Source organism: Ruegeria sp. HU-ET01832 (genome assembly GCF_040371315.1).
GTDB lineage: Bacteria > Pseudomonadota > Alphaproteobacteria > Rhodobacterales > Rhodobacteraceae > Ruegeria > Ruegeria lacuscaerulensis_A.
The window spans coordinates 128,453-142,709 of record NZ_BAABWL010000005.1 but is presented as its reverse complement, the minus strand read 5'-3'; the positions used below and the strand labels follow the sequence as shown (position 1 = coordinate 142,709).

General features: G+C 56.6%; 13 protein-coding genes. 4 read left to right on the top strand and 9 right to left on the bottom strand.

Translation table 11 applies throughout. The features are described 5' to 3' along the window. Entirely contained in the window at positions 1 to 480 is a 480-nt protein-coding gene (locus ABWV79_RS15750) for a DUF6505 family protein (RefSeq protein WP_170750768.1), read from the top strand. Here ABWV79_RS15750 and ABWV79_RS15745 read toward each other — a convergent pair whose 3' ends face one another. The 9 genes from ABWV79_RS15745 to acs form a co-directional block, all read right to left on the bottom strand. Further along, entirely contained in the window at positions 481 to 1,182 is a 702-nt protein-coding gene (locus ABWV79_RS15745) for a sulfotransferase family 2 domain-containing protein (RefSeq protein ID WP_353393088.1), read from the bottom strand. A 54-nt stretch (positions 1,183 to 1,236) separates the two neighbouring features. Continuing rightward, positions 1,237 to 1,737: a flavin reductase family protein gene (locus ABWV79_RS15740; protein WP_209196525.1), complete on the bottom strand. Its 501-nt coding sequence runs from the start codon at positions 1,735 to 1,737 to the stop codon at positions 1,237 to 1,239. 89 nt (positions 1,738 to 1,826) lie between these two features. Continuing rightward, entirely contained in the window at positions 1,827 to 3,239 is a 1,413-nt protein-coding gene (locus ABWV79_RS15735) for a 3'-5' exonuclease (protein WP_353393086.1), read from the bottom strand. Between the two features lies 1 nt (position 3,240). Next, positions 3,241 to 3,759: a hypothetical protein gene (locus tag ABWV79_RS15730; RefSeq protein ID WP_170352898.1), complete on the bottom strand. Its 519-nt coding sequence runs from the start codon at positions 3,757 to 3,759 to the stop codon at positions 3,241 to 3,243. 25 nt (positions 3,760 to 3,784) lie between these two features. Next, complete coding sequence (locus tag ABWV79_RS15725) at positions 3,785 to 5,608, bottom strand: DUF294 nucleotidyltransferase-like domain-containing protein (RefSeq protein ID WP_353393084.1); 1,824 nt, start codon at positions 5,606 to 5,608, stop codon at positions 3,785 to 3,787. A 110-nt stretch (positions 5,609 to 5,718) separates the two neighbouring features. Further along, positions 5,719 to 7,503: a sodium:solute symporter family protein gene (locus ABWV79_RS15720; RefSeq protein WP_170352907.1), complete on the bottom strand. Its 1,785-nt coding sequence runs from the start codon at positions 7,501 to 7,503 to the stop codon at positions 5,719 to 5,721. 4 nt (positions 7,504 to 7,507) lie between these two features. Beyond that, positions 7,508 to 7,792: a DUF4212 domain-containing protein gene (locus ABWV79_RS15715; RefSeq protein WP_170352909.1), complete on the bottom strand. Its 285-nt coding sequence runs from the start codon at positions 7,790 to 7,792 to the stop codon at positions 7,508 to 7,510. Positions 7,793 to 7,973: 181 nt separating this feature from the next. After that, positions 7,974 to 8,657 (bottom strand): adenylate kinase, encoded by a 684-nt coding sequence (locus tag ABWV79_RS15710; RefSeq protein ID WP_170750782.1) that lies wholly within the window; start codon positions 8,655 to 8,657, stop codon positions 7,974 to 7,976. A gap of 7 nt (positions 8,658 to 8,664) precedes the next feature. Continuing rightward, positions 8,665 to 10,629, bottom strand: coding sequence for an acetate--CoA ligase (gene acs, locus ABWV79_RS15705; protein ID WP_353393081.1), 1,965 nt, complete (start codon positions 10,627 to 10,629; stop codon positions 8,665 to 8,667). Positions 10,630 to 11,057: 428 nt separating this feature from the next. Here acs and dctP point away from each other — a divergent pair, with 428 nt between their 5' ends. From dctP to ABWV79_RS15690, 3 genes are all read left to right on the top strand, one after another. Next, positions 11,058 to 12,074 (top strand): TRAP transporter substrate-binding protein DctP, encoded by a 1,017-nt coding sequence (gene dctP / locus ABWV79_RS15700; RefSeq protein ID WP_353393079.1) that lies wholly within the window; start codon positions 11,058 to 11,060, stop codon positions 12,072 to 12,074. 63 nt (positions 12,075 to 12,137) lie between these two features. Then, complete coding sequence (locus tag ABWV79_RS15695) at positions 12,138 to 12,767, top strand: TRAP transporter small permease (protein ID WP_170352917.1); 630 nt, start codon at positions 12,138 to 12,140, stop codon at positions 12,765 to 12,767. Beyond that, complete coding sequence (locus tag ABWV79_RS15690; protein ID WP_353393077.1) at positions 12,768 to 14,171, top strand: TRAP transporter large permease; 1,404 nt, start codon at positions 12,768 to 12,770, stop codon at positions 14,169 to 14,171. The last annotated feature ends 86 nt before the right edge of the window (positions 14,172 to 14,257 follow it).

Genomic DNA, 14,257 nt, shown 5'->3' with positions numbered 1-14,257 from the left:
ATGAAACTGGCCCGCGCGATCCATTTCGACGAAAGCGACATGAACGTATTTCATTCCCCGGCCCGCACGGGCGAGTGGTGCATCTCGGGCGGGTTCGAGTTTTCGAACTGGGGCGAGGGCGATCTTGAGGGCAAGGCCCGGCAGGCTTTCGCGAACGGATGGCTGGGTGTCGAGACCTTTGGCCGGGTGACATTCGTGGCAGTGACGCAAGTGGAACCAGCCGAGATCGACCAGATTGCGCAGAACCTGGCCGAGCATTTCGTACAAATCTACGGCGCGCCTTCGGTTGAGGCGGCGATGGGCGTCGCGCAAGCCGAAATCACTCATATGTCCGAGCTATGCGAAGAACATGCTCCCAACACCCTGCTGACCGTCGCGCGTGAACTATCCGAGACGGGTGTGCATGAGGCTTTCCGCATCATCACCCCGCAGGAAACCCAGCTTGAGGCACTGGCAGTGCATGGGTCGCTGGACGAGTAACTAAATTGGTTTCAGCTTAGGGTGCTTCAGCAACTCCATCTGGTCTATGGATTGGATATTCGGATCAGTGCTGTAGCCTAGTAAGTTGAAATCCGCGCGGAACGTTTCGACGACAATATCTATCATCTCGGAGTTGTAGTGATCCGCAACTACCCTTGATCTATTGGACTTGTTTTGGTGGCTTAAACTGGCTTGGATGTCGACTTTCGCGCAAAAACTCTGGAAGTTGGTGCCTAGGTTTTCCATTCGGCCAACATAGCTGACTAGACATTGGTTCTGTTCGTCCAACAGGAAACTTGTTTGTCTGTAAGGTGAAAGCTCGCCTCCGCCGCGCGTCAATATAAACTCTTTAAAAGAAATACCTTTGACCGCCTGGTGGTCATGATGAATTTCGGTTTGTTGGATGTAGCTATAAAGTGAAATCAACAAGTCGAATGGATTACGAACGAAGGCAACCGAGCGCATTGTCCAATACACTGGGCCCAAGCGTTCCAGATAGTCTATCGCCTTGGCATGATCTGGAAGCGGCTGGAACCGCGACTTTTGGTAGATGCCCCTGTTTATCGTTCGACCGTCCAAGCTTTTTAACATCCGCTGCAACGGATTCGGTCGATCAAATTCCTTACGTAACGCCCATGCGACCGAGCTTCCGCCGGTTTTGGGTATGTGGACGAATACTATTTTATTCCTGGTGCCGATCATCGCACTACATTGCTAAATTATTCAGATATAGCAATGTAATTTGGGTTTATTGATCTATATTAGATCGGCAAAACCCCCAAATTGTCCACGCTTGAAAATCAACCCCTTGCCTGTGCGGTACATCACCTTTTCGACCTGGCCAATCAGGATAAGGTGATCTCCGGCATCGTGTTGGGCGTTTAGCGTGCAATCAAACCGAGCAAGGCAATCAGACAGGTGCGGACGCTTGGCATGGTCGGCTATCCAATCTGCGTGCGAGAAGTCTTCGCCATTTTCGGCAAACTTCAGTGCTTGATCCTGCTGATCTTCGGCCATGACATGGATCGAATAATGCTGGCAGTTATGGAACGCGCCGAACCGGTTTGAGTCCTTTGCAAGGCACCAAAGAACCAGAGGTGGATCCAGCGAGACCGACGAAAACGAATTCACCGTGATCGCCCGCGGCCCCATTTCGGTATGCGTTGTCACAACGGTGACCCCTGTTCCGAAACAGCCCAAGGCTTCGCGGAAAGCGATGCTTTGGTCGGGGGATGGGGTGAAAGTGGTCTCGGTCATCACGCGCTCATTCAGTGGCCGCGCCTCAGGTGCCACGGCCCAATGAAATTGTCCACGAAAAGCTGCGCTTGAAACTGTATTTTTCCAGCCTAGTTCAAATCTTCCAGTAAGCGTCCGTGCTGACGGGTCGCCTCGATCACCGCGCCAAAGGTGGTCATGCCGCGCGCCTCAAGCATCGGTAACATACGAACCAGCGCATCGGCCGTTGCGACCGCATCCCCCAGCGCCGTATGGCGCAACTCTGGCGGGATAGTGATGTCGAGCCTGTCACACACGGCGTCCAGTGTGTGTGTGTCACTGGCGCCGAACAGAACGGCGGACAGCAGGACAGTATCCAGAATGGGGTGGTTCCATTCAACGCCCATCCGGGTCGCATGACGGCGAAGAAAAGCCATGTCGAATGGCGCATTATGGGCCACGATCACCGCGTCCTGCGCAAATTGATGAAAGACCTTGCCAGCCTCGGCGATTCCAGGCGCGCCCGAGACCATATTGTCTGTGATCTTGTGAACCTTGGTCGAGGCAGCAGGGATTGGCATACCGGGGTTGACCAATATATCCAGCCGTTCGCCTTCAATGATCCGGCCATTTACGACACGCACTGCTCCGATCTGCACAATTTCGTCCTTGTGTGGCAGCAGCCCCGTGGTTTCGGTATCGAACACAACAAAGCAAAGCTCGCGCAGGTCAAGTGTACGCAGTTCCTTATTGGCAGCCGAGTTCAATAGGGCAAAGTCATAGACCAGCGGCCGCGCGGCCTCGGGCGCGATGTTTGTGGCACTGTCGTCAAAAATCAACATGTAACCTGGTGCGTCGCCCAAGGGTTTCATACGCGTCATATAGTTTTGTGTGCCGTCGATACTTGTAAGAGTGCAACCGACCTCAAGCCCTGTTTTGGTAAGTTTGGAAAAGGCTTGTTCCAAGGGACCCATCTGAAAATACTCGGACATCGACGCATTCAGGCGGGGATGTGAAATCTGCGCCAGAACTTCGGCCGCCTGACCATCATAGAGCACGATCTTATGCGTCGGGCTGGCTAGCAGCATGGCCACCGGAATGTCGGTCAGCAAGGCTGTCAGCTTCTGCTTTTCGGCAGCCAGATGGGCGGTTTCAGCAGCGACGGCTTCGGCTACGCTCATAGTCTTCTCTGACAGTTGGTCGGCCAGACCAGCCGCAGCAGGGGCCAGATCACCCAGGTAACGCGCGGCCTGAACATCCATTTCCCGGTTGACGCCTGCGTGCGCGCGCGCGCGCAGCTCAGCCGAAAGACGCTCGATCGGCTTGGCGACGTTGTCATCAAACAGCAACCAAACGGCGGCTATCAGCGCCACAAAGCCAAAAGCCATAAGGATTTCAGCAAAGATGAAGGCGTTGACCAATTCAGGATCTGCAACGCGCCGATAACTGATCCACAAGGCGAGAGAACTGACAGCTAACCCGCCAACAGCCAGCAGGCAAAAAAACAGGAAGATGCGTAAGCGCAGGCTTAACCGGGTCAGCATGTTACACTCCGCAGGTGGCCTCGATGATGGGGTCGTTGGTTTCTGCGTTGATCCAGTCGGCGTTCAGCAGCTGACCTTCGGATCCGAATTCGGCCCCGTCCGCCAGATTGGCGCGCTGGTTTTGTGCGCAATCCACAGCGACCGGCAGCTTGGAAACCGGGGACCAGCGCCCAAAAAAGTAAAGGTCTACCAACCGTTGCTCGGGCACCTGTTCGTTGGTCCGAACCGAGGCTGTGTCAATCGCGGCAAAACGTTCAACAAACGGCACCGCATAGGTCCAGGGGCGGTAAAACGCGCGACTTTCGATTTCTTGAATAATCGCCATGCCTTCAGGCAGCGTATCTTTGGTGCGGTCATACCAGGAATACTCACTGGAAATGGTCATTCCGATCATCCCCAAACCGGCTGCAACAGGGGCAGCCCACCTTGGCAAGCGACCGCCCGTCACCTTGTTCACCAGCATCACGACGCCTGCAAATGCGACGCCTGCGAAGAGTGTGGCGATCAGTTCCAGGAACATTGTGTTTCTCCCAATTTCGGCCGGTTCAACCCAGCATACCTTTTCCGTGGCCCACCGCCGATTGCATCGTCTTGACCACGACGAACGCGTCCCGAAGATGGCTGCGTTCGAAATCGGACAGGGCCGTGGGTGGCATGAAGTTGTCCGGCTTTTCGCCACTTTTTACAAGCCGCACCTGGTGTTCCAGACGGGTTTCAGCAATCAGATCATATGCATCCAGCAGGTCCCGCGCTCCGGACTCGCTAAGGATACCAGCCGCTCCGGCCGCCCGTAAACGCGCGCGCGTGTTCGCCTCGGGAAGCTCGCCCTGCAAACTGTAAATCCGGGCCAGATCGACGACGGGAACGACACCGTTGTGCTTTAAATCCAGTGTATTGCGGTGCTCACCTGACCGGATCGTCGCAAATCCCCGTAACAAGCCAAGCGGAGGCGTGTGTTTCAATGAGTTTGAAATCATGTGCGCCACAAAGATCGAATTCGCCCGGGCCGCAACCAGCGTATCGGCTTGCAGCTTGTCGAACAGCTCGAATGCGCCACCGATCGGGCGTAGGTCAAACATGACGGATGCCAGCATTTGTGCTTCGGGATTTGGCTTGGCGATCCAACTTTTGAAATAGTCGCGCCACACCTGTACCGGTTGGCACCAGCGCGAGTTTGTCGCCATCATTTCGCCGGGGCAATAGAAGTACCCGCATGTGTCCAGCCCGTCCGATACAAACTGTGCCATCGCATGGAAATAGGGCATGTCACCGTCGGTCACGCTGTCGTCCAGCATCAGGCAATTGTCCTGATCAGAGACACCAGTCTGTTCCTGCCGCCCTTGCGATCCGCAGGCCAGCCACAGATAGGGTACGGGGGGCGGGCCAAGCTTGGCTTCGGCCAAGGCTAACAGTCGACGGGTGGCTGTGTCAGCGATATCCGTGATCAGGCGCGTGACGATCTCGTGCCGGTTTCCAGCGGCAACAAGCTGTACCAAAAGCTGTGGAATTTCATCGGTCACAGTAGCCATTTGTTCCGCTGTCTGCGCGGCTGCAATCTGGCGCACAAGTTCGGCCGAATTGACGGCCTGATAATGGGTCAGGTCGGTTTGAGTAACGATACCGACTAACCGTCCACCTTCGGAGATTGGAACATGGCCAATCCCTCGTTCCATCATGATATGCAGAACATCCGAGCCGATATCGGAAGGTGACAGGGTAATCGGGTTAGCGGTCATGATCGAGGCAACGGGCGTGTCCGCTGGCATTTCGTCCGCGACAAACTTGCCAGACACGTCGCGCAGGGTCGCGATGCCAAGAAGAGTTTCCTGATCCGTCACGCACAGCGATGAGATATGCTTGTCACGCATCAGCTGCGCGGCTTCGCGGACCGGTGTATCAGGCGGGCAGGTGGCTGGGTTGCGCGCCATCAGAACGTCGATCGAACTGGTGGCCAGACTCTGTGGGCCTGCGCGTGTGGTACGGCTGCGGTTGAAGAACTTTGCGACGACTTGATGTCCGGCGATCAATTCGCGCACCAGATCCGGAGGCAAAAGCAACAGCACCGATGAGGCGTCGGCGCGTGCCTTGGTGATTGCCTTGCCATCCTTCAAAAGCCCGCGTTCACCGAATGAGTTTCGTAGACCAAGATGCGAAACGACGACATCGTTCCGGTCTTTGATCTCAATCTGTCCCTCATAGATCACAAAAACACCGGGTAAAGAATGACCCAATTTGTAGACCGTGAAGTCCTCTTCGACCTCCCACACCTCGATCTGGTGTGCGATGGCATCCAAGACATTAGCTGGCAGGGCGTCATAAGGGTGTACGGATTTCAGGAACCGGGTGATCTCATCATGGGACAGGGGCATGGAATACTCCTCGGTTTCCGGTTTAAAAATCCCGCCCGGTGGAGTGCCGGGCGGGAGTAGTCAGTCGAAAGACGCGGCCTTTGGCAAGTAGGCTTTGGGCCGCATCGTGCTCATTTATTCTGAGCTGCACCCGCGCCACGGGGAATGCGGACGCTTTCGACCAGATCTTTGATCTCCTGCGGAGTTTCCTTGGTCGCACCGGCCACGAAGTAGGCGACGGCAAAGTTGACCATGGCACCGATCGCCCCGAACGAGGTCGACTTGATCGGACCCAGCAGCGGATCAGCATCAGTGAAAGAGTTGGTGCCCGGAATGAACAGCCAGCCCTTGTGCAGGAAGATGTAGATCAGTGTTACAACCAGACCAGCCAGCATACCCGCGACCGCACCGGTGTTGTTGATGCGGGTCGAGAAGATACCCATCATCAGCGCCGGGAAGATCGAGGCTGCCGCCAGGCCGAAGGCCAAGGCCACCGTCTGCGCCGCGAAGCCCGGAGGATTCAGGCCCAGCCACGTTGCTACAGCGATGGCTACAGCCATTGCAATACGCGCTGACAGAAGCTCGCCTTTTTCCGAGATCTGCGGGTTGATCGCACCCTTGATCAGGTCGTGGGACACCGCCGACGAGATCGCCAGCAACAGACCTGCGGCGGTCGACAGCGCAGCCGCAAGGCCACCAGCCGCGACCAGACCGATCACCCAACCCGGCAGGTTGGCAATTTCGGGGTTGGCCAGAACCAGGATGTCACGGTTGAACTTGGTCAGCTCGTTTCCAACCCAGCCTTTTTCCTCGGCAATTGCCTGCAAGTCGGCGTTTGCGTCGTTATAGTACTGGATTTTACCGTCACCGTTCTTGTCTTCCCAATCCAGAAGACCGGTTTTCTGCCACGTGGCCATCCAGTCGTAGCGCGGGTCGGTGTCGATTGCTTCGACAGAAACAGCGCCGCCCTCGATACCACCATTAGGCCACATCATGTCGGTGATGTTCAGACGAGCCATTGCGCCAACCGCAGGGGCGGTCAGGTACAGCAGTGCGATGAACACCAGCGTCCAGCCAGCGGACCAGCGGGCGTCAGACACTTTGGGAACGGTGAAGAAGCGCATGATGACGTGCGGCAGACCCGCAGTACCGATCATCAGCGACAGGGTGAACAGAACCATGTTCAGCGTGTTCGAGTGGTGGGCTGTATATTCGTTAAAGCCCAGCTCGGTCACGATGGCATCCAGCTTGGTCAGCAGAGGCTCACCGCTTGCGGTGTCACCAAACAAACCCAGCGCCGGAACAGGGGTGCCGGTCAGCTGCAGCGAGATGAAGATGGCCGGGATGGTGTAGGCGGTGATCAGCACGCAGTACTGAGCGACCTGAGTGTAGGTCACGCCCTTCATCCCACCAAACACCGCGTAGGCAAACACCACACAGGCACCGATGAGCAGACCGGAAGTGTTCGACACCTCAAGGAAGCGGCCAAAGGCCACGCCGACACCGGTCATCTGACCGATCACGTAGGTTACCGAGGCAACGATAAGACAAATCACCGCAACGACACGGGCGGTCTGGCTGTAAAAACGGTCGCCAATGAATTCCGAGACGGTGTATTTGCCGAACTTACGCAAGTAAGGCGCAAGCAGCAGAGCCAGCAGCACGTAGCCACCGGTCCAACCCATCAGGAAGGTCGAGTTGTCATAGCCGGTAAAGGCAATCAGGCCCGCCATCGAAATGAACGAGGCCGCTGACATCCAGTCCGCTGCTGTCGCCATACCGTTGGTGACCGGGTGAACGCCGCGACCGGCGGCGTAGAATTCCGATGTAGACCCCGCGCGGGCCCAGATCGCGATGCCGATGTACAGCGCAAATGACGCGCCGACAAACAGCAGGTTGATGGTAAACTGGTCCATGCTGTTACTCCTCGTCCACGCCGTATTCAGCGTCCAGCTTGTTCATGCGCCAGGCGTAGTTGAAGATCAGCACCAGAAAGACCAGGATCGAACCCTGCTGTGCGAACCAAAAGCCCAGATCTGTACCACCCACGGAAATACCCGAAAGCAGCGGACGCAGCAGAATGCCGAATCCAAACGACACCAGCGCCCAGATCACAAGGCTGATGTAAATTAGGCGCAGGTTGGCCTGCCAATAGCCCTTGTCGGACTCGGCAGCCTGCGCGGAGTTTGATGATTGATCCGCCATTGCGGGTTCCTCCTTCGCTTTTTCGCCGTACGGCCTGGCACACAACTCCTCATGCGCGTCAGGTCGCTTTGCGATTGTGCCCAACGCCCCGTGACGTCAGGTAAAACTTCTCGGTTCTGCCAAGGCAGTTCCTTCGAAGTATTCTGATTTAGGATTAAAGCCCTGCGCTTTGATCCACCCTTTAAGTCATGACCTCTTGCACATACCCTTGCAGGTCGATTGAGATGTCATCTATCTGGCCCATTGCGTCGATACCCTTCAGCACTCCTTGGGCCTGATAGTAGTCAATCAGCGGTGCCGTCTGCGCGTGATAGGCCGTCAGCCGGGACGCAACAGTTTCAGCGTTATCATCTGCGCGCCGTTTGAACTCTGAGCTGCCGCATTTGTCGCATTTTCCTTCAACCGCGGGCAGCTTGAACGTGTCGTGGTAGCCTTCACCGCACATGCCGCAGGTGTAGCGACCCGAAATCCGGATCACCATTTCAGCGTCTTCTACCTCGAGGCTGATGGCCGAATTGATCTTTTGCCCAGATTCGGCCAACAAAGTGTCCAGCGCCTGTGCCTGAACCGTGGTGCGGGGAAAGCCGTCAAGGATGATTCCTTTCGCGCAGTCCGGCTCGGCCAGTCGATCGCGCAGGATCGCGATGACAATATCGTCGCTGACCAGATCTCCGGCCTCCATCACGGCTTTGGCGGCCAAACCTGCTTCAGTCCCCGCCGCGACGGCGGCACGCAGCAAGTCTCCGGTGCTGAGTTGAACCAACCCGAACTTCTGTTCAAGCATACGAGCCTGTGTACCCTTCCCGGCACCCGGAGGGCCGAGAAGGATCAGGACGACGGGTGTGGTGATCGTGGCAGCGTCCATCACATCCTCACTTGTTCGCGCGGTTTTCAATCAGGTCTTCGACCACCGACGGATCGGCAAGCGTCGAAGTGTCCCCTAGCGCGCCAAAGTCATCCTCGGCGATTTTGCGCAGGATGCGGCGCATGATCTTGCCCGAGCGCGTTTTCGGCAAGCCCGGTGCCCACTGGATCACATCCGGCGAGGCAATCGGTCCAATCTCGGTCCGCACCCAGGTGCGCAGTTCTTTCAGCAGCTCATCCGAGGGGGTGCGATCATTCATCAAGGTGACATAACAATAGATGCCTTGTCCTTTGATTTCATGCGGATATCCCACCACGGCGGCTTCGGCCACAGCGGCGTGGGCGACCAGCGCGCTTTCGACCTCGGCGGTGCCCATGCGGTGCCCGGATACGTTGATCACATCATCTACGCGGCCAGTAATCCAGTAGTCGCCATCCTCATCCCGACGGCACCCATCACCTGTGAAATAGTAGCCTTTGTAGTCCGAGAAATAGGTCTTTTCGAACCGCTCATGATCTCCCCAAACGGTACGCATCTGACCGGGCCAGCTATCCTTGATGCACAGCACGCCTTCGACCCCGTTACCGCTGATTTCCACACCCGATTGCGGGTCCAGAACCACTGGCTGAATGCCAAAGAACGGCTTCATTGCCGCGCCAGGCTTCATTGCGTGCGCACCGGGCAGGGGGGTCATCAGATGACCGCCGGTTTCGGTTTGCCACCAAGTGTCCACGATAGGGCATTTGCCCTTGCCGATCACCTCATTATACCAGTTCCAGGCTTCTGGGTTGATCGGTTCGCCGACAGTGCCCAGAAGGCGCAGGTCGCTTAGGTCGTGCTTCTCGACAAACTCGTTGCCCTGACCCATCAGCGCGCGGATCGCGGTGGGGGCTGTATAGAACTGGTTGACCTTGTGCTTCGCGCAAACCTCCCAGAAACGGCCTGCATCGGGGTATGTTGGGACACCTTCAAACATCAGCGTTGTAGCGCCATTGGCCAGCGGACCGTAAACGATGTAGCTGTGGCCTGTGACCCAGCCGACGTCCGCAGTACACCAGTAAACATCACCCTCGTGATAGTCGAATGTTACCTCATGGGTCAGCGCGGCGTAGACCAGATAACCGCCGGTCGTGTGAACGACGCCTTTGGGCTGGCCGGTCGAGCCAGAGGTGTAAAGAATGAACAGCGGGTCTTCGGCATTCATCTCGGTGGGGGCGCAATAGTCGTCGGCCTCCAGCGCCATTTCGTTATAGTCGTAGTCGCGACCGTTGATCCATGTGGTCTGACCGTTGGTCCGCTTGACGACGAGGCATTTCACCGTGTCCTTACAATGCAGCAGCGCCGCATCTGCGTTGGATTTCAGCGGGGTCTTGCGGCCGCCACGCGGGGCTTCGTCCGCTGTGATGATGACCTTGGCGTCACAGCCATTGACCCGTGCCGCCAGCGCATCGGGCGAGAAGCCGGCAAACACGATCGAATGAATTGCGCCGATACGGGCACAGGCCAGCATTGCGTAAGCAGCCTCGGGGATCATCGGGAGGTAGATGACAACTCGATCACCTTTGCGCACACCCATTGATTCCAGGATGTTGGCCATTCGGCAGGTGCGACGGTGCAGCTCGGCATATGTAATGTGCTGAGCGGGATCAGTTGGATCATCTGGCTCCCAGATGATCGCGGTTTGATCTCCACGGGTTTTCAGATGGCGATCCAGGCAGTTGGACGAAACATTCAGAGTGCCGTCGGCGTACCAGTTAATACCGACCGAGCCGAAATCGAAGCTGACGTCCTTGACTTGGGTGTAGGGTTTGATCCAGTCGATACGCTTGCCCTGTTCGTCCCAGAAGGCAACAGGATCGTTGACGGAGGCTGCAAACATCTCGTTGTATTTGTCGGCATCGACATGTGCACGGGCAACAGTGTCTGCTGATGGCGGATAGGTTTTGGCATCTGCCTGGGCAGCGGTTGTCATTCTGAGGCTCCTCCCTCTGGACTAAATTTCGTGGGGCCGAATTTTGCCTGCTAAACTGACAATGTCGACCCGCTTCCTCCCCATACCGAATAATACGGAGAACAGAAAACAAGGGAATAAATTACCGGAAACTATGGATTAGTTTGTAAAAAAATTTCTCTAAATGCCGTTGAGGTGAAAACATTTTTGGATAAAGGTAGTAATTATCTATTAATACCAATACGATAATTGTAACGGATTTTGATCCTCGTGTTTGCGTTGGTTGGGCCCAAAAATGGCATCGGAAATTCATCTTTAGCGTGTTAGCGGTCACTTGATCTGATGATCTTGGTTCCGTGAAATCTTCCGGGGGTTGGCACACTCAGATGTTGGCGCTAGCTTTGGCATCAAGCGCTTCGACAAGGGGCGCAGATAAGGGAGAGATCATAATGAAAAAGATGCTGAGCGGTGCCGCTGTCGCCGCCCTGACCGTTGCCTTCGTATCCGAAGCCGCGGCAACCGAATGGAGCGCCTCGGTCTGGGGTAAACGCCGCGCCTTTACCGAGCACGTTGAAAAGCTGGCCGAGCTGGTCAGTGAAAAAACCGGCGGTGAATTCACTATCAATGTAAGCTACGGGGGCTTGTCCAAGCCGCGAGAGAATCTGGACGGCATTGAAATCGGCGCGTTCGAGATGGCGCAGTTCTGCGCGGGCTATCACCGGGACAAAAACCGCGCCATCACTGTGCTCGAACTCCCATTTCTGGGTGTAAGCAACCTTGAAGAAGAGGTTGCTGTTAGCCACGCGGTTTACGATCACCCGGCGGTGAAAGATGAGATGGCACAGTGGAATGCGCGCATCATCATGACCTCACCCATGCCACAGTACAATCTTGTCGGCACAGGTGACCCGCGCGACGAGCTGGCCGATTTTGACGGTATGCGTGTGCGCGCGACAGGCGGTCTGGGGCAGGCGTTCGAAGCGGTTGGGGGTGTCCCGACCTCGGTTCCTGCGACTGAGGCGTTCAATGCGATGGAATCGGGTGTTGTGGATACTGTGGCTTTCGCCCAGCATGCGCATCTGTCCTTCGGCACCATCAACGAGGCGGATTGGTGGACCGCGAACCTCAATCCCGGCACGGTGAACTGCCCGGTCGTGGTGAATATCGACGCTTATGAAGCGCTGCCTGCCGAGCACCGCGAGGCGCTGAATAGCTCGATTGATGAGGCGATTGACCATTACCTCGCCAACTATGGCGGCCTGCTGGAGCAATGGGACAGCGTCCTGTCCGAAAAAGGCGTCGCGAAAGTTGAAGTCGACGATGCCGTAATCGAGGAGTTCCGCACAAAAGCCGCGGATCCGATCCGCGAGCAGTGGATTGCGGATATGTCAGCACAGGGTCTGCCTGCGCAAGACCTCTATGATCTGGTTCAGGCAACGTTGAAGCAACAGCGCGGCGGTAACTGATCACTAAGTCCGGGTGCCTGTTCGGCGCCCGGACACCTATAAGGACAACAGGGGAACACCGGCATGGCAGGACAGGCCACGGTGCTTGAAGACGGCAGCCGTCTCAGCCGTCTGGATCATCATCTATTGCGATTGGAGAAGCTCCTAGCGCTCATCAGCGGGATTGCTGTCTTTGGGCTGATGGTTCTGGCGGTGGTATCCGTCAGTGGGCGCAATGCGTTTAACGCGCCTTTGCCGGGCTATGTGGATTGGATCGAACAAGCCATGCCGCTGATCGCGTTCCTTGGCATTTCCTTTGTCCAACGGGATGGAGGTCACATCCGAATGGACATCGTCATCTCACGCCTGCACGGGCGTGCGCTGTGGCTGTTCGAGCTGATCTCGGTCGTGTTGATCCTTGTGCTTATGCTGGCGCTGGTCTGGGGCAGCTGGTCCCATTTCGACCGCTCATTCGATTTCGGCGCACCGTTGTGGAGCCGCGACAGCTCAATCGACATCGGTATCCCGCTGTGGCCTGCGAAACTGTTGGCTCCGGTTGCGTTTTCGGTCCTGTGTCTGCGGCTGATCCTACAAATCTGGGGCTATGGTCGCGCTTTTGTATTGGGGCTGGAAAACCCCGTAGCTGTACCTCTGATACAGGATGTCGCCGCCCAGGCGGCTGCCGAGGCCGAGCAATTCGAAGGGCAGGACTAGATGGACACGATTGATATCGGCCTGTGGGTCACAGGCGGCCTTCTGGTTCTGGTCGTCACTGGAATGCGCGTGGCCTTTGCAGCAGGTTTGGCAGGTCTGGTTGGGTTGGTTTGGATTTTCTGGGCCAAGTTCGGCTACGACCCCGACCGCTTTGGCAAAGCACTGACCGTGGCGGTCAAAACGGCAGGGCAGGTGCCGCATTCCAAGGTTGCAGCCCATACGCTCAGCCTGATTCCGACCTTTATCCTGATCGGATATCTAGCCTATTACGCAGGCCTGACCCGCGCGCTGTTCGAAGCTGCCAAGCGCTGGGTCGCGTGGGTGCCGGGCGGGTTGGCGGTGTCCACCGTCTTCGCCACGGCTGGCTTTGCGGCAGTGTCGGGCGCTTCGGTCGCCACTTCTGCCGTGTTTGCGCGCATCGCCATCCCCGAGATGCTGAAGGTCGGCTACAACAAGCAATTCGCGGCAGGCGTCGTCGCTGCTGGCGGAACGCTGGCCTCGCTGATCCCGCCCTCTGCGATTCTGGTGATCTACGCGATCATCGTCGAACAGGATGTGGGGAAACTGCTGTTGGCGGGTTTCATTCCGGGCGCATTCTCGGCAGTCATATACGGCCTGTTGATTGTGGGTATCGCGGTTATTTTCAAATCTGTCGGTCCGCCCGTAACCGGGTTCACCTGGAAACAGCGCTTTGCCGCTTTGCCCGGCGCGTTCCCCATCGTCGCCGTGATCCTCATCATCATCTGCTTCGTCTACAACCCATTTGGCGAAAAGGCTTGGGGCACGCCCACCGAAGGCGGCGCTATCGGAGCCTTCATCGTCTTCTGTTTTGCCCTGTTTCACGGAATGCGTTGGACCGAACTGAAATCCGCGCTGCTGGAAACAGCCAAACTGACGGCGATGATCTTCTCGATCATCTGGGGGGTTCTGATCTACGTACGGTTCCTCGGTTTCGCCGATCTGCCCGGCGCATTCTCGGATTGGATCACATCGCTTGAGATGTCGCCCATGCTGATCCTGATCTGCATCCTGTTGGCCTATGCGGTTCTGGGAATGTTCATGGACGCCATAGGGATGCTTCTGTTGACCTTGCCGGTGGTTTACCCTGCGGTGATGGCCTTGAACGGGGGCGAGGCAGTCAGTGCGGCTGACAGCGCTTTTGGTATGTCTGGTCCAATGTGCGCGATCTGGTTCGGGATACTGGTTGTAAAAATGGCAGAGTTCTGTCTGATTACACCGCCCATTGGTCTCAACTGTTTTGTTGTCGCCGGAGTACGTCCAGATTTAAGCGTTCAGGATGTATTCAAGGGCGTGACACCGTTTTTTATCGCGGACGCAGTCACTATCGCGCTTCTGGTCGCGTTTCCCGGTATCGTGCTCTACTTACCATCGTTGGCGGGATAGAGAGCTCTTTGCGAGGCTCTGCCTCGCGCTTCGGGATATTTGCTGCCAGATGAAAATAGGATCCCTAGCTTCATCTGGCGAAAAAT

Excerpts from the sequence above, each read along its gene's own strand:
- ABWV79_RS15750 (WP_170750768.1), top strand. The coding sequence starts at position 1 with ATGAAACTGGCCCGCGCGATCCATTTCGACGAAAGCGACATGAACGTA.
- ABWV79_RS15745 (WP_353393088.1), bottom strand. The coding sequence starts at position 1,182 with ATGATCGGCACCAGGAATAAAATAGTATTCGTCCACATACCCAAAACC.
- ABWV79_RS15740 (WP_209196525.1), bottom strand. The coding sequence starts at position 1,737 with ATGACCGAGACCACTTTCACCCCATCCCCCGACCAAAGCATCGCTTTC.
- ABWV79_RS15735 (WP_353393086.1), bottom strand. The coding sequence starts at position 3,239 with ATGCTGACCCGGTTAAGCCTGCGCTTACGCATCTTCCTGTTTTTTTGC.
- ABWV79_RS15730 (WP_170352898.1), bottom strand. The coding sequence starts at position 3,759 with ATGTTCCTGGAACTGATCGCCACACTCTTCGCAGGCGTCGCATTTGCA.
- ABWV79_RS15725 (WP_353393084.1), bottom strand. The coding sequence starts at position 5,608 with ATGCCCCTGTCCCATGATGAGATCACCCGGTTCCTGAAATCCGTACAC.
- ABWV79_RS15720 (WP_170352907.1), bottom strand. The coding sequence starts at position 7,503 with ATGGACCAGTTTACCATCAACCTGCTGTTTGTCGGCGCGTCATTTGCG.
- ABWV79_RS15715 (WP_170352909.1), bottom strand. The coding sequence starts at position 7,792 with ATGGCGGATCAATCATCAAACTCCGCGCAGGCTGCCGAGTCCGACAAG.
- ABWV79_RS15710 (WP_170750782.1), bottom strand. The coding sequence starts at position 8,657 with ATGGACGCTGCCACGATCACCACACCCGTCGTCCTGATCCTTCTCGGC.
- acs (WP_353393081.1), bottom strand. The coding sequence starts at position 10,629 with ATGACAACCGCTGCCCAGGCAGATGCCAAAACCTATCCGCCATCAGCA.
- dctP (WP_353393079.1), top strand. The coding sequence starts at position 11,058 with ATGAAAAAGATGCTGAGCGGTGCCGCTGTCGCCGCCCTGACCGTTGCC.
- ABWV79_RS15695 (WP_170352917.1), top strand. The coding sequence starts at position 12,138 with ATGGCAGGACAGGCCACGGTGCTTGAAGACGGCAGCCGTCTCAGCCGT.
- ABWV79_RS15690 (WP_353393077.1), top strand. The coding sequence starts at position 12,768 with ATGGACACGATTGATATCGGCCTGTGGGTCACAGGCGGCCTTCTGGTT.